Below are 20929 nucleotides of genomic sequence, written 5' to 3' on the forward strand. Positions count from 1 at the left end.
ACTACTCGTCGAGGCCGTGTTCGATCGCGTAGCGCGCCAATTCGACCCGGTTGGCGACCTGCAACTTACGGAACGTCGCCTGGACATGGTTTTCCACCGTGCGGTGGCTCAGTGACAGGCGCGTCGCGATCTGCTTGGCCGTCAACCCTTTCGCCACGTGGCGCAGCACCTCGGTCTCCCTCTCGGTCAGGCTCGGAGTGGCCGGTCCGTCGTCAGGCCGCTGAGCGATCCGCCGGTACTCGCCGAGTACCAGCCCGGCCAGCCCAGGGGTGAACACCGCACGTCCCTCGGCAGTCGCGCGCACCGCCTCGGTCAGCTCGGCCTTGGACGCGCTCTTCACCAGATACCCGGTGGCCCCGGCCTTCACCGCTTCCAGGACGTCGTCGCGCTCGTCGGAGGCGGAGAGCACCAGCACCCGTGACGACGGCGACGCGGTGAGCACCTCCGCGGTGGCCGTGGCACCGCTGCCGTCGGACAGGCTCATGTCCATCACCACCACATCGGGCAGCACCACGCCGGCCCGCCTGCGCGCGGAAGCCACACCGTCGGCGGTGGCCACGACGTCGAAACCCTCGTCGGCAAGATCGCGAGCCACCGCATCGCGCCAGATCGGATGATCATCGACGACCATCACGGTCAGTGCAGTATCGGTCATGGCTGTCCCTTGCCACCCTTCTCGACGGCGGCGCGGCCCGGGCGGGGCAGCGTCAGCTCCCATTCCGTGCCGCATCCCGGCGCGGTGTGCAAATGCGCCCGACCACCCAACCAATCCATCCTTCCCACAATGGATTTCGCGATTCCCACATGGCCTTCACGGGCCGCCTCGTCCAGCCGTCCGTCACCGATGCCGACACCGTCGTCGCGGATGCTCACCGTCACCGAATCCCCCAGGTCTTCCAGCAGGACGAAAACCCGGGCGTCGGGCCCGGCGTGCGCGGCGGCGTTGTCCAGGGCGTTGCTCGCCGCGGCGAACAACTCATGGGCAGCCCCGTGTTCGAGCAGCACCGGTTCTGCCGGCAAGCTGACCGATACGCGATCCGAGGCGCGGGCCCGCAGCAACGCGCCGATGTCGGCGGCCCCGCCGGTGTGCACTTCCGGGTCGGGAGCACTGACCAGCCTGCGTAGGGCACGCTCCTGCTCCCCCGCGAGTTCGGCCAATTGCGCTGCCTCGCCGCCGATCTCGCGCCCACGCCGTGATACCAGGGCCAGCACCTGAATGGCCCCGTCGTGTACCCGGCGCGACAATCGCTCGCGTTCCTCCAGCGACGCGGCCAGCCGCACTGCGCGCTCCAATTCGGCGTGGGCACGGCGCGCGGTCTGGGCGGCCATCCCCACCGCCAACCCCACCGCCAGTTCGATGACGATGGTGGCGTTGCGGCCCAGATTGATGCTGACGTAGCCCTTCAGCGCGGCCGCCGCAGCCATCACCGTGAGCCCGGCCGCCATACCCCCGACCGGGCCGAATTGCAGTGCCGCCGAGATGGTGGCATTCGTCGCCCACAGTGTGGTCGGCCACGACTGGTTGTCGGCGATCCAGTGGTCGGAGGCCACCAACTCGGTGGACAGCATGAGGGCCAGTACCACTGCGACCTCGGCAATCACCCACGACGGACGGCGACCGAAACCCTGCAGGTAGGCGATCGCGCACGCGATGCTCCAGGCGATCAGGACCGCACAGAGCACACCGGCGAGCACCGGACGCGCCAGATCGTCGTTGATCGCTATCTGGAACCCCAGCGCGTACAGACAGCTGAGCAGCCGAAAGATCTGCGCGGCACGCCACAAAGGCGTGACCGGATCGGGGCGGCGCTGCATTGGCCCAGCATAAAGTTGCCGCCCGGCGCCTGCGCGCAGCGATTTCGCGCGTCGCGGCTACCGCTCACCCCGGGCCACGGGCCGGTCGGGGTCGGAGGCCCATTCCGACCACGACCCGGGATACAGCGCCGCGGCCACCCCGGCCGCGGCCAACCCGGCCACCGCCAGCGCCGCCGTCACCCCCGATCCGCAGTACGCACCGACTCCGGCATCGCCCGTCACGCCCCGGTCGGCCAGCAGCGCGCGAAGGGCGCTATCCGGGAGCAGCGTGCCGTCGGCGGAAAGCAGCTGGGTGCTGGGCAGATTGACGGCCCCGGGGATGTGGCCGGCCACCGGGTCGACCGGTTCGACGTCCCCGCGGAACCGTTCGGGCGCCCGTGCATCCAGCAGCACGTCCACGGCAGACTGTGTCGCTTCGGCGGTCAGGGTGGGAAGGGCTCCGTCGTAGAGGTCGTCGTGAACGACGTCGACGTCTCCGGGTGCCGGCGTGACCGGGCCGGTTTGCAGGGCCTCGCCGGCTGCAGACCAGGCCGACAGACCGCCGTCGAGGATGCGGACATCGTCGATCCCGGCCGCGGTCAGCACCCACCAGGCCCGGGCCGATCCAGCGCGGTTCCAGTCGTCGTAGACGACGGTGGGCACACCGCTGCGCACACCCCACCTGCGGGCCGCGGCCTGCAGGTCGGTTCCCGACGGCAGCGGATGACGCCCGCGACCGGTGACCCGGTGGTCGGTCAGGTCATCGTCGAGCGAGACGTAGACGGCGCCGGGCAGATGACCGCCGAGATAGGCCTGTTCACCGTCGGGCTCGGCCAGCGTCCACCGCACGTCGAGCACCGTCACCGGCGCCCCCGAGGCGATGTGCTCGCGAAGCTCACCGACCGTGACGAACACATCATTTCGTGTGGAAACCACGCAATCGACGCTACATCACCTTCGACAGAAACTCCTTTGTGCGTTCATGTTTCGGATTGGCCATCACCTCGCGGGGAGGGCCACTCTCCACGATGACGCCGCCGTCCATGAACACCAGCTTGTCGGCGACCTCGCGGGCGAAACCCATCTCGTGGGTGACGACCACCATCGTCATGCCCTCGCCCGCGAGTTTCTTGATCACCGCCAGCACCTCACCGACCAGCTCAGGATCCAGTGCCGAGGTCGGCTCGTCGAACAGCATCAGCTTCGGATTCATCGCCAGTGCGCGGGCGATCGCCACCCGCTGCTGTTGTCCGCCCGACAGCTGGGCGGGATACGCGTCGGCCTTGGCGGCCAACCCGACCTGATCGAGCAGGTCCTTGGCGCGGGCCACCGCGGCGTCTTTCTTCACCTTCTTGACGCGGATGGGTGCCTCGATGATGTTGTCCAGCGCAGTGCGGTGCGGGAACAGGTTGAAATGCTGGAACACCATGCCGATGTCACGGCGCTGCCGCGCGGCGTCCCTCGGGGCCATCTCATGCAGCTTGCCGCCGCGTTCGCGATAGCCGATCAGCTCCCCGTCGACATAGAGACGCCCCGCGTTGACCTGCTCGAGATGGTTGATGCACCGCAGGAACGTCGACTTGCCCGAGCCCGACGGGCCGACCATGCACAACACCTCGCCCCTGCCAACGTCCAACGTCACGCCCTTGAGGACGTGCAGGGCACCGAAGTTCTTGCACACACTCTCGGCGCGCACCATCGGTTCGGCGGCGGCGGCGGTCAACTCGTCACTCCCATCTGCGCTTTGGCCAAGGCCTCAAGTTGTTTCGAGGTGAGCTTGCGCGAAGCGCCCCGCGAGAAGTGCCGCTCCAGGTAGTACTGCCCGATCATCAGGACGCTGGTGATCGCCAGGTACCAGGTGGACGCCACCAGCAGCAGCGGAACCGGCTCGAACAGTGCGACCCCGATATCTTTTGAGCGACCGTACAACTCGAAGCTGTACGGAACGGCGGTGACCAGTGACGTGGTCTTCAGCATGCTGATGAACTCATTGCCGGTCGGCGGGATGATGACGCGCATCGCCTGGGGAAGAACGGTGCGGCGCATGGTCATTCCCCACGACATGCCGAGCGCGACCGACGCCTCCGTCTGGCCTTCGGGCACCGAGATCAGGCCGCCCCGGATGATCTCGGCCATGTAGGCGGCCTCGTTGAGACCCAGGCCGAGCACCGCCAGCCAGAACACGTTCGGATCGGAGAGGCTGAACTCGAAAAGTCTCGGGCCGAAGGGCACGCCGATCTGAATGTTCTTGTAGATCACCGGGACCAGGCCCCACAGCACCAACTGCACGTAGATCGGTGTGCCGCGGAAGATCCACAGATACGTCCAGGCCACGGCCTTGAGAACCGGGTTCGGCGACAGCCGCATCACGGCGAGCAGCACGCCGAGAACAAGCGCCAGGACCATCGAATAGATGGTCAGCTGCAGCGTGTTCCAGGCTGCTTGCGAGATGCGTTCGTCGAAGAGGTACTTGGCGTACGTCCCCCACCCATAGGCCTCGTTGGTGGCCGCGCCATAGATGAACAGCCCGAGCAGCACGAGGATGACGATCGCCGCCACCCACCGCCACGGATGCCTCAGCGGAACAGCGTCGATGGCGGGCGGCGGCGATGCATCGGTCATCGGCGGCTCAGTTGATCGCACCGTTGACGACCGGCTTCTCGATCATCCCGTTCTCGGCACCCCAGTTCGCGGCCACCTGCTTGTAGACGCCGTTGTCGATCAGGTGCTGCAGAGCCTGCTGCAGTGACGCCGCCAGTGGCGAGCCCTTCTGCACCGCCCAGCCGTACGGGGCGGAATCGAACACCTCCCCTGCCGCCTCAAGCTTTCCGTTGCTCTGCTTGATCGCGTACGCCGTCACCGGCGAATCGGCCGACATGGCGTCAGCCTGGCCGAGCATGACCGCACTGGTGGCGGCAGTCTGGTCGTCGAACTTCACGACCTGGATCGCAGGCTTGCCGTCCTTGACACACTTCTCGCTGCGCGCCGGCAGTTCGTCGGTGTCCTGCACCGTGGCCGTCTGCACCGCGATCTTCTTGCCGCACGCATCCTCTGGGTTGATCCCCGCACCGACCTTCTGCGCCCACGCCGAACCGGCACTGAAGTAGGTCACGAAGTCGACCTGCTCCTCGCGCTTCTTCGAGTCGGTGAACGAGGACATGCCGACGTTGTAGTTTCCGCCCTGTACCGACGGGATGATCTTGTCGAACAACGACGCCCGGTACTCCGGGGTGAGGCCCAGCGTGGCGGCGATCGCATTCATCAAATCGACGTCGAAGCCGATGATCTGCCCGGCGGGATCCTTGAACTCGTTGGGCGGGTAGGACGGGTCGGTACCGACGATGAGTTTGCCGCTCGACTTGATCGGCTCCGGCAAGGTGTTGGCGATCGCGTCCACCTTCTCAACCTTTGCCGCGGTCGTCGTCTTGGTTTCGGACCCACCGGATTCGGTATTGTTCGCGCAACCCGACATCACGAGCGCACCGCTCGCGGCAACCACCACCGCGAAACGCCACATCTTGCTTCGTCGGGGACGACATCCAACAGTCACGGTTGCCTCTTCTCTCTGTCTGCGGCTGGGCTCGGGCTATCCCAAAACGGAGACGTTAATGGCCTCCGGCCGGGGATGCAGCGCCGGTAACGGAACCTTAACGAGCATGCTTCAGCGCCACAGCCGTACCGTAAAATCCGTGTTCAGGGCCGCTGTGTGTGCCAGACTGCGACCATGGAAACCACCGCTGCCCCAAGCTTGTTGCCGCACCTGTGGAAGACGGCATTGGTCACCGGCATCCTTGCCATCCTCCTCGGAATCCTCGTTTTCATCCGTCCCGGTGCCGCAATCTTCGTCACCGCCATCTTCTTCGGCGCTTATCTGTTGATCACGGGTATCTCGCAGCTCGTGTTGGCGTTCAGCATCCGTTCGTCGGTCGGTGGCCGCGTGTTGCTGTTCATCGGCGGCGCCGCGGCACTCGTGCTGGCCGTCCTCTGCTTCATGAACCTGGACAATTCGATCCAACTGCTGGCGATCTGGATCGGTGTCGGATTCATCTTCCGCGGCGTAGCTACGGCGATGTCGGCCATCGGGGACCCCTCCCTGCCTGGGCGCATCTGGGAGATCATCCTCGGCATCGTCAGCGTCCTCGCCGGCATCATCATGTTCGTCGCCCCGCTGGAAGGCCTGGTCGCCCTGACTCAGGTCACCGGCATCATCCTGATCGTCGTCGGGGTATTCGAGGTCATCTCGGCCTTCGGAATCCGCAGCGATGCCAAGAAGCTCAAAGCCGCAATCTCACACCAGGCGCCTCCGGTGACGTAAGACACCGGTCAAGGTCGGCGCCTGGCCCCGAACCATCTACTACACTCCGTCGTAGATTGGTCTGAGACCTCGGAAGTAGGGCCAGATGGACGCTTTGGACGTATCACGGTGGCAGTTCGGAATCACCACCGTCTACCACTTCATATTCGTGCCGCTGACTATCGGGTTGGCACCGCTGATCGCGATCATGCAGACGGTGTGGGTGGTCACCGGAAACGACAACTGGTACCGGCTGACGCGGTTCTTCGGCAAGCTCTTCCTGATCAACTTCGCGATCGGCGTCGCCACCGGCATCGTGCAGGAGTTCCAGTTCGGAATGAACTGGAGCGAATACTCACGCTTCGTCGGCGACATCTTCGGTGCGCCGCTGGCCATGGAAGGCCTCGTCGCCTTCTTCTTCGAGTCCACCTTCATCGGTCTGTGGATCTTCGGCTGGACCCGACTGCCCCGGCTGGTCCACCTAGCCTGCATCTGGATTGTGGCGATCGCCGTCAACATGTCGGCGTTCTTCATCATCGCCGCCAACTCGTTCATGCAGCATCCGGTCGGCGCACACTTCAACCCCGACACCGGTCGCGCCGAGCTGACCAGCATCGTCGCGCTGTTCACCAACAACACCGCGATCGCGGCGTTCAGCCACGCCGTCGCCGGGGCCTTCCTGACCGCGGGCACCTTCGTGGCCTGTGTGTGCGCATGGTGGATGGTGCGCCTGCACCGCCGAGGTCCGGGCCCGGCCCAGGGTCACACCAACTCGGAAGCCTCGCACGCCACCCCCACAACCGGCGACGATGCCGCCGCGATGTACCGCCCCGCAACCATCCTTGGCTGCTGGGTGATGCTGATCTCCGCGGTCGCGCTGTTCTTCACCGGCGATGCTCAGGGCAAGCTGATGTTCCAGCAGCAGCCGATGAAGATGGCATCGGCAGAGTCGTTGTGCAACAGCGAGACCGATCCCAATTTCTCGGTGTTGACCGTCGGTACCCACAACAACTGCGACAGCGTCGTGCACCTCATCGAAGTGCCGTACGTCCTGCCGTTCCTGGCCGAGGGCAAGTTCACCGGCGTGCACCTCGAAGGGGTGACCGACCTGCAGGTGAGATTCGAGGAGAAGTTCGGCCCCGGCGACTACCGGCCCAATCTCTTTGTCACGTACTGGTCCTTCCGGGCGATGATCGGATTCCTGGCTGTGCCAGGGTTGTTCGCGCTGGCCGCTCTGTGGCTGACCCGCGGTGGCAGGATTCCCCAGCAGCGCTGGTTCAGCTGGTTCGCCCTGCTGACGATTCCCACCCCTTTCCTGGCCAACAGTGCCGGTTGGGTATTCACCGAGATGGGTCGCCAACCGTGGGTGGTGGTACCGAATCCGACCGGCGATCAAGACATCCGGCTCACCGTCGCCCAGGGGGTTTCCGGCCATTCGGCAGGCCTGGTGTGGCTGTCTCTCATTACCTTCACCCTGGTGTACGCCGTGCTGGCGGTCGTGTGGTTCTACCTGCTCCGGCGCTATGTCGTCGAGGGACCGCTGGAGCACGACTCCGAACCTGCCCCGCCGACGCCACCCGGCGATGACGAGGTCGCACCGTTGTCGTTCGCCTACTGAGGAGCGGATCGATGGGATTACAAGAACTCTGGTTCATCCTGCTGACCGTCTTGTTCCTGGGGTTCTTCATCCTCGAGGGATTCGACTTCGGCGTCGGCATGCTGATGACATTCTGCGGCCGGACGGCCGCTGCCCGGGGCGAGGACCCCGAGCTGTACCGCCGTGCCGCACTCAACACGATCGGCCCGGTGTGGGACGGCAACGAGGTCTGGCTCATCACTGCGGGCGGAGCGATGTTCGCCGCCTTCCCCGAGATGTACGCCACGGTGTTCTCCGGGCTGTACATACCCTTGCTGGCCATCCTCTTCGCGATGATCGTGCGCGTGGTGGCGATCGAATGGCGCGGCAAGATCGACGATCCCGGGTGGCGGCGGTGGGCCGACATCGCCATCGCGATCGGTTCCTGGGGGCCGGCGATCCTGTGGGGCGTCGCGTTCGCCGGACTGGTTCGCGGCCTTCCGGTGGACGCCAACGGGCAGATGCACCTGGCGTTCGGTGACATCATCAACGCCTACACGCTGCTCGGCGGGCTGGCCACCGGAGCGCTGTTCGCTTTCCACGGCGCGGTGTTCCTCGCCTTGAAGACCAGCGGCCAGATCCGTACGGATGCATTCCAGTTCGCCACGCGGTTGGCCATTCCGGCCACCGTCCTGGTCGCCGGATTCGGTATCTGGACCCAATTGGCCCACGGCAAGGGCTGGACCTGGTTCCTGCTGGCCGCCGCGGTTGTCGCACAGTTGGCGGCGGTCACGCTGGTCTACCGCCGCAGCGGCGAGGGCTGGGCCTTCTTCTGCACCACCGTTGTGGTTGCCGCAGTGGTGGTTCTGCTGTTCGGTGTGCTGTTCCCCAATCTCGTGCCCTCCAGCCTGAACCCGGACTGGAGCCTGACGATCCACAATGCTTCGTCCTCGCCGTACACGCTGAAGATCATGACGTGGGCGGGTCTGGTGTTCGCACCGCTGGTGGTGATCTACCAGGGTTGGACCTACTGGGTGTTCCGGAAGCGCATCTCCGCCGATCGGATCCCGGCACCGGTCGGGTTGTCACGGCGGTCGGCCTGAATCTCTGGCGCGCACTCGGCGTCCGCGGCGCCACCGGATCGACGGCGGCACTGCGGCGCCACCTCCTGGCGACAGTAGGGTGCGGCATAACCATCAGCGTCAGCACGATCGCCGCAGCCGTTGTGCTGGCACACATCGTCGCCGGAATCGTCACCGATCCGGGCTCGGCGGCCCGCCACGGTGCGGCCATTGTCACGCTGTCTGCGCTCTGGGTTCTGCGCGCAGCCGCGCACTGGCTCCAGGGCCGGCTGTCGCAGCGCGGCGCGACCGCGGTGATCGGTGAGTTGTCCAGTCAGGTACTGCGGTCGGTGACCTCCCTGCCGCCAAGGCGATTGGCGGCAGACCGTGATGCCGCTGCGGCAGTGGTGACCCGGGGCCTGGACGGCCTGCGCCCCTACTTCACCGGCTATCTGCCCGCGGTGGTGCAGGCCGCGGTCCTCACTCCGGTGGCGGTGGTGGTGATGGCCTGCTACGACCTGCAGGCCGCCGCGATCGTGGTGATCGCGCTGCCCCTGATCCCGATCTTCATGGTGCTGATCGGCCTGGTCACCGCCGAGCGCTCGGCCGCCTCCCTGGCAGCGATGACCACGCTGCAGGCCCGGCTGCTCGATCTGGTGGCAGGCATCCCGACACTGCGCGCCCTCGGCCGGGCCGCCGGATCGGTGCAGCGGATCACCGAACTGGCTGCTGCGCATCGCCGCTCGGCGATGGCAACGCTACGGATCGCGTTCCTGTCCTCATTGGTGCTGGAGCTGCTGGCCACCCTCGGCGTGGCCCTGGTGGCGGTGAGTGTCGGTCTGCGGCTGGTATACGGCGAGATGACCCTCGCGGCCGGGCTGACGGTCCTGCTGCTGTCCCCCGAGGTGTTCTGGCCGTTGCGCCGGGTGGGCGCGGCCTTTCACGCCGCGCAGGACGGCAAAACCGCCGCGGAACAAGCTTTTCGGCTGTGCGAGACGCACGCGCCGGCCCAAGGTGGCGTCCGGGTGCCGAACTCCGCACCGACAATCGAGTTGGACGGTCTGGGCCCGGCGATCGAACCCGGCCGGGTCACCGTGCTGACGGGACCCAACGGGGCCGGAAAATCCACTGCGCTACAAGCCATTCTCGGCTTGACGGCGCTGCCATCGGGACCGGTGCGGGTCGACGGCGTCGATGTCGCCGACCTGGATCTGACGACGTGGTGGCACAGTATCGCCTGGCTTCCCCACCGTCCGGTCCTCATCCCCGGAACCGTCCGCGAAAACCTGGAGCTGCTGGGACCACTGGCGGACCTGGACCGAGCCTGCCGCGACGCCGGATTCGACGACGTTCTCGACGATCTTCCCGACGGCCTCGACACCCAGATCGGTCGCACCGGCGTCGGTTTGTCCCTGGGCCAGCGACAGCGGCTGGGACTCGCCCGCACCCTCGGGTCGTCCGCGCGGTTGCTGCTGCTCGACGAGCCCACCGCCCACCTGGACGCCGCCCTGGAGCAGCGGGTGCTGCGGGCCGTCGTCGCACGGGCACAGGCCGGCGCGACGGTCGTGGTGGTCGGGCACCGGGACCCGATACTGGCCATCGGCGATCGGGTGATCACGATTGGTGCCGTTCATGTTTCGTCGTGATCCGTTGCTGCGGCTGACACTGGAGCTGCTCCGCCCCCGGCTGAGCCGGCTGATCCTGGCCGGCGTTCTCGGCGTGCTGTCGCTCGGTAGCGCCTTGGCCCTGGCGGGTGTCTCGGCATGGTTGATCACCCGCGCCTGGCAGATGCCCCCGATCTTGGACCTGTCCGTGGCCGTCGTTGCGGTACGCGCGCTGGGCATCTCACGCGGTGTCCTCGGCTACTGCCAGCGACTGGCCGCTCACGACACGGCACTGCGGGCGGCAGCCAACGCCCGCACCGGGCTCTACCGCAAGCTCGCCACGGGACCTGAGGACGACGCGATGCGGCTGCCCAGTGGTGAATTGGTGGCCCGGGTCGGGAGTTCCGTCGATGAACTGGCCGATGTGGTGGTGCGCTCGGTGTTGCCGATCGTGGTCGCCACGGTGCTCAGCTGCATCTCCGTCGGCGTCATCGCACTCATCTCACCGAGCGCCGCCGCCGTATTGGGACTGTGCCTGCTGATCGCCGGAGTGGTGGCCCCCGCTCTCTCGGCCCGCGCGGTGGCCGCCGCGGAATCCGTTGCGGTTCAACACCGTGGCGACCGCGATTCCGCGACGATGCTGGCCCTCGAGTACGCCCCCGAGTTGCGGGTGAGCGGACGGCTCGACGGGGTGATCGCCACGGCTGAGCGCCACCACCGCGACTGGGGGCGCGCCGCCGACCGCGCCGCGACCCCGGCAGCGCTGGCCGCTGCCATGCCCAGCATCGCCATCGGCGCCAGCGTGCTGGGCGCCGTCATCGCCGGCATCGCACTGGCTCCCACGACCGCGCCGACCACCCTCGCCATCCTGATGCTGTTGCCGTTGTCGGCCTTCGAGGCGACCACCACTCTCCCCGACGCCGCCGTCGGGCTCACCAGGGCCCGCATCGCCGCACGGCGTCTCCTCGAACTCACCGAAAGCGACCCCGCGGCCCGCCGGCGGCCACCGGCCTTCCCGGTCGATCTGCCCGCCGGGGGGCGGCTCGCCGTCGTCGGCCCCAGTGGCTCGGGCAAGACCACCCTGCTCATGGCACTGGCCGACAAGCTCAACGGAAGTTCCAGGTGTGCAGCCTTTTTCGCCGAAGACGCGCACATCTTCGAGACCACTGTCCGGGACAATCTGCTCGTGGTCCGCGGGGACGCCACCGATACGGAACTGCTCTCCGCGATGCAGCGTGTCGGCCTCGCCGACTGGCTGGCCGGCCTGCCCGAGGGGTTGTCGACCGTGCTCGAAGGCGGCCACACCGCCGTGTCGGCCGGACAGCGGCGAAGGCTGCTCCTGGCCAGGGTGCTGCTGTCAGATTTCTCCGTCGTCCTGCTCGATGAGCCGACCGAGAACCTCGACGCCGCCGACGGCCAACGAATCCTTGCCGAAATCCTCACTCCGGGTGGTTGGTTCGCCGGCGAGCGGGCCGTCGTCGTGGCCACTCACCATCTTCCCGACACGCTCGACTGTCCCGTCGTCCGTTGCCCACAACCCGGCGCAGCGATCAGCGAGTAACCTCACAGACATGACCGACGAGCGATCCAACCCGCCCGGGTCTGACGAGCCACAGCCGGCCGGACCTCCCCCGCCACCGGCGTACCCGTACGGGCCGCCGCCGGGCGCATATCCCGGGGCCTACCCGCCGGCCCCGCCGCCGTACGGCGGGTACCCGATGCAACCCATCCAACGCGGCCCCGCCAACGGCCTGGGCATCGCGGCGCTCGTGATCGCGATCTTCGCCCTGCTGTTGACGTGGTCGGTGATCGGCGGGCTGATCTTCGGCGTCACCGCCGTGATCCTCGGATTCCTCGGCCAAGGACGCAGCCGACGCGGCGAGGCCACCAATGGCGGCGTCGCCGTCTCCGGGATCGTGCTCGGCGCCATCGCCTGTGTGTTGTCGCTGGTGTTCATCGGCATCTGGGTGCACTTCGGTGAACGATGGTTCAACGACGTCGGCGGCCACGACTACGTGGAGTGCCTGCAGCGCGCGGGCGACGACACCGCGGCCCAGCAGCAGTGCGAGCAGGAATTCGAGCGACGGGTCGAGGATTCGTTCGGCGTGACGCCGACGCCTACCCGCTGAGCGGTCTCACGACCTGGCGGTATCGGGGAAGTACTTGACGATGCCTTCCTGCACCACCGTCGCCAGCAGGTGGCCCGAGGCGTCGAAGAAGTGTCCGGTGCCCAGCCCGCGGGATTCCGCCGCGACCGGCGACGTGGTGGAGTACAGCACCCACTCGTCGAACTTGATCGGCCGGTGGAACCACACCGAGTGGTTCATCGTCACCGCGAAGATCCGGTCGAACCCCCAGGACAGCCCGTGGGTGGTGATGATCGAATCGAGCACCGTGGTGTCCGAGGAATAGACCAGGGCCGCACCGTGCAGCACGGGATCGCTGGGCATCACGCCTTCGGTCTTGAGCCACACCCGGTTGTGATCGAGCTTGCCGCCCTTGTCACGCATCACCCAGGACGGATCGTTGGTGTACCGCCATTCGATCGGGCGCAACGCCTCGACGAACAACGGCACCGTCTTCTCATAGCCGCGCAGCAGTTCATCGATCTTGGGCAGCGTGTCCGGATGTGGAACCTCCGGTGCGGGCACGCTGTGCTCCAGCCCCCGGCCGGCGTTCATGTAGGACAGCATCACCGTGGTCAGCAGGTTGCCGTCCTGCATGACATCCACGCGGCGGTTGGCGAACCGGCGCTCGTCGCGCAGCCGCACGACGTGGAACTCCAGATCCTTCTCCGGATCGCCACCGGCGATGAAGTGCGCATTCAACGCACTCGGGGCGAGTTTGTGTTCCAGCGTGCGGCCGCCGGCGACGAAAGCCTGCGCGACCATCTGCCCACCGAAGGTGCGCACCGGGTTCTTGCTCGGATGCGAACCGATGAACAGATTGTCGTCGACGCGATTCAGATCGAGAACAGCCAGCAGCTCCTCGAAATCCGGGTGTGTCAAGGAATGCCTTTCGAAATCTTTGCGGGCGCTCTCCGGCTGAGGACCGCTAGACGTCGTCCTCCCCGATGCGGTGCACGTGGATCAGATTCGTGGAGCCTACTGTGCCCGGAGGGGCGCCCGCGACGATGACCACCAGCTCACCGCGCTTGTAGCGGCCCAGATCCAGGAGCGACTTGTCGACCTGCCGGATCATGTCGTCGGTGCTGGCCATCTGCGGCACGATGAACGTCTCGGTGCCCCAGGTGAGCGCCAGCTGGCTGCGCACCTCGGGAAGCGCCGTGAACGCCAGGACCGGAAGCGGGGTGTGCAGCCGGGCCAGGCGGCGGACGGTGTCCCCGGACTGGGTGAACGCCACCAGCGCCTTGGCATCGAGCCGCTCACCGATATCGCGGGCCGCGTAGGAGATGACGCCGCGCTTGGTGCGGGGGGTGTGGGTCAGTGGCGGCACCGTCACCGAGTTGTCCTCGACCGCCTTGATGATGCGGGCCATCGTCTTGACGGCCTCCAGCGGATACTTGCCGACCGAGGTCTCCCCGGAGAGCATCACCGCGTCAGCGCCGTCGAGGACGGCGTTGGCGACGTCGGAGGCCTCGGCCCGGGTGGGCCGGGAGCTTTCGATCATCGACTCCAGCATCTGGGTGGCGACGATGACGGGTTTCGCGTTCTCCCTTGCCATCTGGATGGCGCGCTTCTGGACCAGCGGCACTTCCTCCAGCGGCAGTTCGACGCCGAGGTCACCGCGGGCGACCATGATCGCGTCGAACGCCAGCACGATCGCCTCGAGGTTTTCGACGGCCTCCGGCTTCTCCAGCTTGGCGATCACCGGAACGCGCCGGCCGACCCGGTCCATCACCTCATGGACGAGTTCGATGTCGGCGGGCGAACGGACGAACGACAGTGCGATGAGATCAACGCCCAGGCGCAGCGCGAACTCGAGATCCTCGATGTCCTTCTCTGAGAGCGCCGGTGCCGTGACGTTCATCCCGGGCAGGGACATGCCCTTGTTGTTGCTGACCGGGCCGCCCTCGGTGACCGTGCAGACCACATCGGTGCCGTCGATCTCATCGACCTTCAGACCGACGTTGCCGTCGTCGACGAGGACCCGGTCCCCTGGCCGGGCATCCTGGGCCAACCGCTTGTAGGTGGTCGACACCCGGTCGTGGGTGCCCTCACAGTCGTCGACGGTGATCCGCACCGACTCGCCGGCCGCCCAGTAGGTGGGACCATCGGCGAAGCGTCCCAGCCGGATCTTGGGTCCTTGCAGATCAGCGAGCACACCCACGGCGCGGCCGGTGGCATCCGATGCCGCCCGCACCCGCTTGTAGGCGGCCTCGTGGTCGGTGTAGTCACCGTGGCTGAAGTTCAGCCGGGCGACATCCATACCGGCCTCCACCAGGGCCCGCACCGTCTCATCCGTGCTGGTAGCCGGGCCAAGCGTACAAACGATCTTTCCGCGTCTGCTCACGTCGTGCCAGTCTAGTTGATCGATTCAGACGACGCTTAGTGGGAGCGTCCCGGGCCGCACCGGGGCCGGCAGATCCGACTCGCCCATCAGGTATGCGTCGACCGCATGCGCCGCGCTGCGGCCCTCGGCGATGGCCCACACGACCAGCGAGGCACCCCGGTGCGCGTCGCCGCACACGAACACCCCCGGAGCGTCGGTCTGCCAGTCCGAACCACAGGACACGGTGCCGCGCCGGGTCAGTTTCAGGTCCAACCCGTCGAGCAACGCCATGTGCTCGACGCCCTCGAACCCGATCGCCAGCAGCGCCAGGTCGCAGGGAATCTGCAACGACTCGCCCACCGGGGTGATCTCACGGCGCCCCTGGGCGTCCCTGGACACCCGGACCTCGGCGATCTCGATGGCCCGCACATGGCCGTTGTCGTCGCCGATGAATCGCTGCACCGCCACCTCGAAGCGGCGGGCGCCGCCTTCGGCGTGTGCCGGGGAGGTCCGCAGCACCAATGGCCATGTGGGCCACGGCGAGAGGTCGTCGTCCCGGGTCTCGGGCGGCTCGGCGTTGTAGTCGAGCTGAGTCACCGTGGCCGCGCCCTGCCGGTGCGCGGTGCCCAGGCAGTCGGCGCCGGTGTCACCGCCACCGATGATCACCACGTGTTTGCCCGCCGCCGAGATGGGTGTGGACGAGTCGCCCTCACACTCCCGGTTGGCCGGCACCAGGTGTTCCATGGCCAGGTGCACACCATCGAGTTCCCGGCCTGGCACCTCGTTGTCGCGACCTCGTAGCGCACCGACCGCCAGCACCACCGCCTGATGGCGCTGGCGCAGCTGCTCGACTGTGAGATCGACGCCGACCTCGCATTCGGTGACGAATCGCGTGCCCTCGGCACGCATCTGGGCCAGTCGCTGATTGAGAACCGACTTCTCGAGCTTGTACTCGGGGATGCCGTAGCGCAGCAGCCCACCCACCCGGTCATCGCGCTCGTAGACCGTGACCTCGTGGCCCGCGCGGGTGAGTTGTTGTGCGGCAGCCAAACCCGCCGGGCCCGACCCGACGACGGCGACGCTCTTGCCGGTGGAGATCGCGGCCGGCTGAGGTTCGACCGTGCCGTTCATCCAGGCGTGATCGGCGATCGTCTGCTCGATCCGCTTGATCGTCACGCTGCCGCCGGTCTGCTCCTGGGCGATCGACAGCACGCACGCCGACTCACATGGCGCCGGGCACAGCCGCCCGGTGAACTCCGGGAAGTTGTTGGTGGCGTGCAGACGATCGCTGGCCGCGTCCCAGCGGCCCCGCCGCACCAAGTCATTCCATTCCGGGATCAGGTTGCCCAACGGGCAGCCGGCCTTGCCGGAGTGGCAGAACGGGATCCCGCAATCCATACAGCGACGCGCCTGCTGCGCCACCTCCCCGGCGCGCTCGTTGGGATCCTCACGCTCGTATACCTCGCGCCAGTCCCCCACACGTTCCTCGACGGGCCGCTTGGCGGCCTCGATCTTGGGTACCCGAAGAAATCCGGTCGGATCAGCCACGGCTGGCCTCCATGATCGCGCTGTCCACATCGCGTCCCTCGGCCTTGGCCATCCGGGTCGCTTGCAGCACACGCTGGTAGTCGGTGGGCATTACTTTGGTGAATTGCGCACTGCGCCTGGGCCAGTCGGCCAGGAGCGAGGCGGCCAGCGTGCTGCCGGTGTGGCGCGCATGGGCGGCGACCACGTCGTGCAGCCAGGTCAGGTCCTCGGCCTCCAACTGCTGCAGTTGCACCATCTCGGTGTTGACCCGGGCCGGGTCCAGGCCGAGCACGAAGGCGATGCCGCCGGACATGCCGGCCGCCAGGTTGCGTCCCGTCTTGCCCAGGATCACCACCCGGCCACCCGTCATGTACTCGCACGCGTGGTCGCCCACGCCCTCGACGACGGACAAGGCCCCGGAATTGCGGGCGCAGAACCGTTCGCCGACCCGGCCCCGCAGGAACACCTCACCCGAGGTGGCGCCGTAGAGCAGGGTGTTGCCGGCGATCACGTTGTCCTCGGGTAGGAACAACACGTCATCGGGCGGCCGTACGATCACCCGTCCACCCGATAGCCCCTTGCCCACGTAGTCGTTGGCGTCACCGATCAGTTCCAGCGTGACTCCCGGCGGCAGGAAGGCTCCGATCGACTGGCCGGCCGAGCCGGTCAACGTGATGTGAATGGTGTTGTCGGGCAATCCTGCCGCGCCGTAGCGACGGGTGACCTCCGACCCCAGCAGGGTGCCCACCGTGCGGTTGACGTTGCGCACGGGCAGCTCAAGCCGAACCGGATGGGCATCCTCCAGCGAACCCTCGGCGAGTTGGATGAGGGTCTGATCGAGTGCCTGGTCGAGCCCGTGGTCCTGATCGCGAACCCGCCGCCGCTGGGTGAGCACGGCCCCGTCGGAATCGGTCGGTAGCGCGAAGATCGGGCTCAGATCGAGGCCGCGACTCTTCCAGTGCGCCACACCGGGATCGGTGTCGAGCACCTCGGCGTGGCCGACCGCCTCGTCGATGCTGCGGAATCCCAGCTCGGCCAGATACCGGCGGATGTCCTCGGCGATGAAGGTGAAGAAGTTCTCCACGAACTCGGGCTTGCCGTTGAACCGAGCCCGCAATTCGGGGTTCTGTGTGGCCACACCGACCGGGCAGGTGTCCAGGTGACAGACCCGCATCATGATGCAGCCCGCCACCACCAGCGGTGCGGTGGCGAAACCGAACTCCTCGGCACCGAGCAGCGCGGCCACGATCACATCGCGTGCGCTGCGCATGCCGCCGTCGCACTGCACAGTGATCCGATCCCGCAAACCGTTGAGAACCAACGTCTGCTGGGTATCGGCCAGCCCGATCTCCCACGGCGCCCCGGCGTGCTTGAGCGAGGTCAATGGCGCCGCCCCGGTACCGCCGTCATACCCGGAGATCAGCACCACGTCGGCGTGCGCCTTGGACACCCCGGCCGCCACCGTGCCGACCCCGACACTGCTGACCAGCTTCACGTGGATCCGCGCGTCGGCATTGGCGTTCTTCAGATCGTGGATCAGCTGGGCGAGATCCTCGATCGAATAGATGTCGTGGTGCGGAGGCGGCGAGATGAGCCCCACCCCGGGCGTGGAGTGCCGGGTCTTGGCGATGTTGGGGTACACCTTGTATCCCGGAAGCTGGCCGCCCTCACCAGGTTTGGCGCCCTGGGCCATCTTGATCTGGATGTCGGTGGCGTTCACCAGATAGTCACTGGTGACGCCGAAGCGGCCGGAGGCGACCTGCTTGACGGCGCTGCGCCGGCGCGGATCGTAGAGCCGGTCCACATCCTCACCGCCCTCACCACTGTTGGACCGCCCACCGAGGCTGTTCATGGCGATCGCCATGGTCTCGTGAGCCTCCGCCGAGATGGACCCATAGCTCATGGCCCCGGTGTTGAACCGGGTCACGATCGCCTCGACCGGTTCGACCTCCTCCAACGGGACCGGGGGCCGCAGCCCCTTCTTGAAATCGAACAGGCCGCGCAACGTCCCGCCCTCCCGGGACAGCCGGTCGACCTCCTCGGAGTACTTGGCGAAAATGTCGCGGCGCCCGGTCCGGGTCGAATGCTGCAGCAGGAACACCACTTCCGGGGTGAACAGGTGCAGCTCGCCCTCCCGGCGGAATGCGTACTCACCGCCGACCTCGAGGCGACGGTGCACCCGCTCGGTCGGGTTCTCCGGGTAGGCACGCCGGTGACGCAGCTTGACCTCCTCGGCCAGCACGTCCAGCCCGACGCCGCCCAGCTGGCTGCTGGTGCCGGTGAAGTACTGGTCGACGACGTCGCGACTCAGCCCGATCGCCTCGAAAACCTGTGCCGCGGTGTAGGAAGCGACCGTGGAGATGCCCATCTTGCTCATCACCTTGACCACGCCCTTGCCCAGCGCCTTGACGTAATTGCGCACGGCGGTGGCGGTTTCGATGCCGGTCAGCTCACCCTCACGGATCAGGTCCTCGATCGACTCGAAGGCGAGATAGGGATTGACCGCGGCGGCGCCGTACCCTATGAGCATCGCGATGTGATGGACTTCGCGGGCATCGCCGCTTTCCACCACGAGCGCCACCTTGGTCCGCTCCTTGGTGCGCACCAGGTGGTGGTGCACCGCCGAGACCGCCAGCAGCGACGGGATCGGGGCCCTGGTGTGGTCGGAATCCCGATCGGAGATCACGAGTGTGCGAGCACCTTTGGCAATGGCCTCGGTGGCCCTCATCTGGAGGTCATCGAGCGCTTCGGCCAGCCCTTCGGCACCGCGCTCGACGTCGTAGAGGGCGCGCAGCACCGTGGTGCGCAGACCTGGATGCTCGCCGTCGTCGTTGATGTGGACGATCTTGCTCAGCTCGTCGTTGTCGAGCACCGGCCACCGCAGGACGATCTGGCGACACGAGGCTGCCGAGGGCTCCAACAGGTTTTCCTCGGGCCCCATGACACGGGCCATCGAGGTGACCACCTCTTCGCGGATGGCATCCAGCGGCGGGTTGGTCACCTGGGCGAACAGTTCGATGAAGTAGTCGTACAGCAGCCGTGAGCGTTTGGAGAGCACCGCGACGGGAGTATCGGTGCCCATCGAACCGAGCGGCTCACCGCCCGAGGCCGCCATCGGCGTCAGCAGGATGCGCAGTTCCTCTTCGGTGTAGCCGAAGGCGATCTGCCGGCGCACCACCGAATCGTGATTCGGCTGGATACGGGACCGTTCGGGCAAGGTGCTGAGATCCAGCAGTCCGGCGTGCAGCCACTCACCGTAGGGTTCGGCCGCGGCCAGCTGTTCCTTGATCTCGTCGTCGGGGACGATGCGCCCGGCGGCGGTGTCGACCAGAAACATCTTGCCGGGCTGCAGGCGGCCCTTGGCGACGACCTCGCCCGACGGTACGTCGAGCACACCGCTTTCACTGGCCAGGATCACCCGGTCGTCGACCGTGCGCCACCAGCGGCCCGGTCGTAAGCCGTTGCGGTCCAAAACGGCTCCCACCACGGTGCCATCGGTGAAGGTGACGCACGCAGGCCCGTCCCACGGCTCCATCAGCGAGGCGTGGAACTTCCAGAACGCACGCTCCGCCGCGTCCATGGTGGTGGCGTTCTGCCACGCCTCCGGGATCATCATCAGCACTGCGTGCGGCAGATCGCGCCCGCCCAGGTGCAGAAGCTCGAGTACCTCGTCGAACGACGCCGAGTCGGAGGCGTCCGCGGTACAGATGGGCGACAAACGGCTCAGGTCACCGGGAATCCGCGCGCTGGCGAGCAGCGCCTCGCGGGCGTGCATGCGGTTGCGGTTTCCCCGCACGGTGTTGATCTCACCGTTGTGCGCGACGAACCGAAACGGATGCGCCAGCGGCCAGGACGGGAAGGTGTTCGTGGAGAACCGGCTGTGCACGATCGCGATCGCGCTCATGCAGCGATCGTCGCGCAGATCCGGAAAGTATTGCGGCAGCTGCATTGTCGTCAGCATGCCCTTGTACACGATGGTTCGGCTGGACAGCGACGCGAAGTAGACCGCGTCGGCTCCCGTGCCCTGCTCGGCCCGCTTGCGCAGCGGATAAACCTTGCGGTCGAGCTCGATTCCGCCCGACCGGCCCCCGTCGGCATCCGGTGTCGTGACGAACAGCTGCTCCATGTGGGGCATACACCCCAGCGCAGTCGAACCGATTCCGGCGCCGTCCGGATCCACCGGCACCGCGCGCCAGCCCAGAACCTCAAGGCCTTCCTCCGCGGCCAAGGCCTCGACGCGGGCGCGAGCGGCACTGCGCGCGTCCTCGTCCTGCGGCAGGAAACAGATGCCCGCGGCGAAGGTGTTGCTGCCGTCCCCGGCCGGGCCCGGAAGGGCGAAGTTGACCACCTCGCGCAGCAGTTCGACCGGCAGTTGCAGCAGGATCCCGGCACCGTCACCGCTGTTGGGTTCGGCCCCGGCAGCGCCGCGGTGTTCGAGGTGTTCGAGCGCGGTCAGACCGTCACTGACGATGCTGTGGGAACGGCGGCCCTGGATATCGGTGATCATGGCCACGCCGCAGGAATCGGCCTCATTGGCGGGGTCATAGAGCCCCTGCGCATCTGGCAATGCCGAGAACAGCACTTGATCGCACCTCCGCAAGTCCGGAACATCCTGGTCCCG

16 protein-coding genes are annotated in these 20929 nt (G+C 67.1%); 6 read left to right on the forward strand and 10 right to left on the reverse strand.

Annotated features, from left to right (window positions below; all coding sequences use genetic code 11):
* Position 1 precedes the first annotated feature (1 nt).
* From ACNQVK_RS20790 to ACNQVK_RS20815, 6 genes are read right to left on the reverse strand one after another with little or no spacing between them, the layout of a single operon-like run.
* Positions 2–655 (reverse strand): response regulator, encoded by a 654-nt coding sequence (locus ACNQVK_RS20790; protein ID WP_418031016.1) that lies wholly within the window; start codon positions 653–655, stop codon positions 2–4.
* On the reverse strand, positions 652–1815 hold the full coding sequence (gene macS, locus ACNQVK_RS20795; protein ID WP_418031017.1) for a MacS family sensor histidine kinase: 1164 nt from the start codon (positions 1813–1815) through the stop codon (positions 652–654). The genes ACNQVK_RS20790 and macS overlap by 4 nt, the downstream gene beginning before the upstream one ends.
* 57 nt (positions 1816–1872) lie before the next feature.
* Positions 1873–2730: a sulfurtransferase gene (locus ACNQVK_RS20800; protein ID WP_418031018.1), complete on the reverse strand. Its 858-nt coding sequence runs from the start codon at positions 2728–2730 to the stop codon at positions 1873–1875.
* Between the two features lie 10 nt (positions 2731–2740).
* The gene (locus ACNQVK_RS20805; RefSeq protein ID WP_409550031.1) at positions 2741–3493 is read right to left on the reverse strand and encodes an amino acid ABC transporter ATP-binding protein; all 753 of its coding nucleotides are present in this window, start codon (positions 3491–3493) and stop codon (positions 2741–2743) included.
* Between the two features lie 20 nt (positions 3494–3513).
* Positions 3514–4416, reverse strand: a complete 903-nt coding sequence (locus ACNQVK_RS20810; RefSeq protein WP_409549940.1) for an amino acid ABC transporter permease — start codon at positions 4414–4416, stop codon at positions 3514–3516.
* Between the two features lie 7 nt (positions 4417–4423).
* On the reverse strand, positions 4424–5311 hold the full coding sequence (locus ACNQVK_RS20815) for an ABC transporter substrate-binding protein (RefSeq protein ID WP_418031019.1): 888 nt from the start codon (positions 5309–5311) through the stop codon (positions 4424–4426).
* A 207-nt stretch (positions 5312–5518) separates the two neighbouring features.
* Here ACNQVK_RS20815 and ACNQVK_RS20820 point away from each other — a divergent pair, with 207 nt between their 5' ends.
* The 6 genes from ACNQVK_RS20820 to ACNQVK_RS20845 all read left to right on the forward strand — a co-directional run bounded on the left by ACNQVK_RS20820 (position 5519) and on the right by ACNQVK_RS20845 (position 12458).
* Complete coding sequence (locus ACNQVK_RS20820; protein ID WP_409549942.1) at positions 5519–6109, forward strand: HdeD family acid-resistance protein; 591 nt, start codon at positions 5519–5521, stop codon at positions 6107–6109.
* 85 nt (positions 6110–6194) lie between these two features.
* Positions 6195–7706, forward strand: a complete 1512-nt coding sequence (locus ACNQVK_RS20825) for a cytochrome ubiquinol oxidase subunit I (RefSeq protein ID WP_418031020.1) — start codon at positions 6195–6197, stop codon at positions 7704–7706.
* Positions 7707–7717: 11 nt separating this feature from the next.
* Positions 7718–8767 carry a cytochrome d ubiquinol oxidase subunit II gene (gene cydB, locus ACNQVK_RS20830; RefSeq protein WP_409549944.1) on the forward strand — a complete coding sequence of 350 codons (1050 nt, stop codon included), beginning with the start codon at positions 7718–7720 and terminating at the stop codon, positions 8765–8767.
* Positions 8768–8817: 50 nt separating this feature from the next.
* Positions 8818–10371 carry a thiol reductant ABC exporter subunit CydD gene (cydD, locus tag ACNQVK_RS20835; protein WP_418034241.1) on the forward strand — a complete coding sequence of 518 codons (1554 nt, stop codon included), beginning with the start codon at positions 8818–8820 and terminating at the stop codon, positions 10369–10371.
* Positions 10358–11890 carry an ATP-binding cassette domain-containing protein gene (locus ACNQVK_RS20840; RefSeq protein ID WP_418031021.1) on the forward strand — a complete coding sequence of 511 codons (1533 nt, stop codon included), beginning with the start codon at positions 10358–10360 and terminating at the stop codon, positions 11888–11890. Before cydD ends, ACNQVK_RS20840 begins: the two co-directional genes overlap by 14 nt.
* Before the next feature lie 10 nt (positions 11891–11900).
* Positions 11901–12458: a DUF4190 domain-containing protein gene (locus ACNQVK_RS20845; RefSeq protein WP_276125426.1), complete on the forward strand. Its 558-nt coding sequence runs from the start codon at positions 11901–11903 to the stop codon at positions 12456–12458.
* A gap of 6 nt (positions 12459–12464) precedes the next feature.
* Here ACNQVK_RS20845 and ACNQVK_RS20850 read toward each other — a convergent pair whose 3' ends face one another.
* Genes ACNQVK_RS20850 through gltB form a run of 4 tightly spaced genes read right to left on the reverse strand, consistent with a single transcriptional unit; the run spans position 12465 to position 20890 of the window.
* Complete coding sequence (locus tag ACNQVK_RS20850; RefSeq protein ID WP_273736350.1) at positions 12465–13337, reverse strand: acyl-CoA thioesterase II; 873 nt, start codon at positions 13335–13337, stop codon at positions 12465–12467.
* Between the two features lie 46 nt (positions 13338–13383).
* On the reverse strand, positions 13384–14802 hold the full coding sequence (gene pyk / locus ACNQVK_RS20855) for a pyruvate kinase (RefSeq protein ID WP_418031022.1): 1419 nt from the start codon (positions 14800–14802) through the stop codon (positions 13384–13386).
* A gap of 24 nt (positions 14803–14826) precedes the next feature.
* On the reverse strand, positions 14827–16329 hold the full coding sequence (locus tag ACNQVK_RS20860; protein WP_418031023.1) for a glutamate synthase subunit beta: 1503 nt from the start codon (positions 16327–16329) through the stop codon (positions 14827–14829).
* Positions 16322–20890 carry a glutamate synthase large subunit gene (gene gltB / locus ACNQVK_RS20865; RefSeq protein WP_418031024.1) on the reverse strand — a complete coding sequence of 1523 codons (4569 nt, stop codon included), beginning with the start codon at positions 20888–20890 and terminating at the stop codon, positions 16322–16324. Before gltB ends, ACNQVK_RS20860 begins: the two co-directional genes overlap by 8 nt.
* Positions 20891–20929 lie beyond the last annotated feature (39 nt).

The sequence above is a fragment of the Mycobacterium sp. 134 genome (genome assembly GCF_048282715.1).
Lineage (GTDB): Bacteria > Actinomycetota > Actinomycetes > Mycobacteriales > Mycobacteriaceae > Mycobacterium > Mycobacterium septicum.

Coding starts and splice junctions, on each gene's coding strand:
- cydB (WP_409549944.1), top strand. CDS start 7,718: ATGGGATTACAAGAACTCTGGTTCATCCTGCTGACCGTCTTGTTCCTG.
- ACNQVK_RS20815 (WP_418031019.1), bottom strand. CDS start 5,311: ATGTGGCGTTTCGCGGTGGTGGTTGCCGCGAGCGGTGCGCTCGTGATG.
- ACNQVK_RS20790 (WP_418031016.1), bottom strand. CDS start 655: ATGACCGATACTGCACTGACCGTGATGGTCGTCGATGATCATCCGATC.
- ACNQVK_RS20805 (WP_409550031.1), bottom strand. CDS start 3,493: ATGGTGCGCGCCGAGAGTGTGTGCAAGAACTTCGGTGCCCTGCACGTC.
- ACNQVK_RS20810 (WP_409549940.1), bottom strand. CDS start 4,416: ATGACCGATGCATCGCCGCCGCCCGCCATCGACGCTGTTCCGCTGAGG.
- ACNQVK_RS20840 (WP_418031021.1), top strand. CDS start 10,358: ATGTTTCGTCGTGATCCGTTGCTGCGGCTGACACTGGAGCTGCTCCGC.
- ACNQVK_RS20845 (WP_276125426.1), top strand. CDS start 11,901: ATGACCGACGAGCGATCCAACCCGCCCGGGTCTGACGAGCCACAGCCG.
- ACNQVK_RS20820 (WP_409549942.1), top strand. CDS start 5,519: ATGGAAACCACCGCTGCCCCAAGCTTGTTGCCGCACCTGTGGAAGACG.
- ACNQVK_RS20825 (WP_418031020.1), top strand. CDS start 6,195: ATGGACGCTTTGGACGTATCACGGTGGCAGTTCGGAATCACCACCGTC.
- macS (WP_418031017.1), bottom strand. CDS start 1,815: ATGCAGCGCCGCCCCGATCCGGTCACGCCTTTGTGGCGTGCCGCGCAG.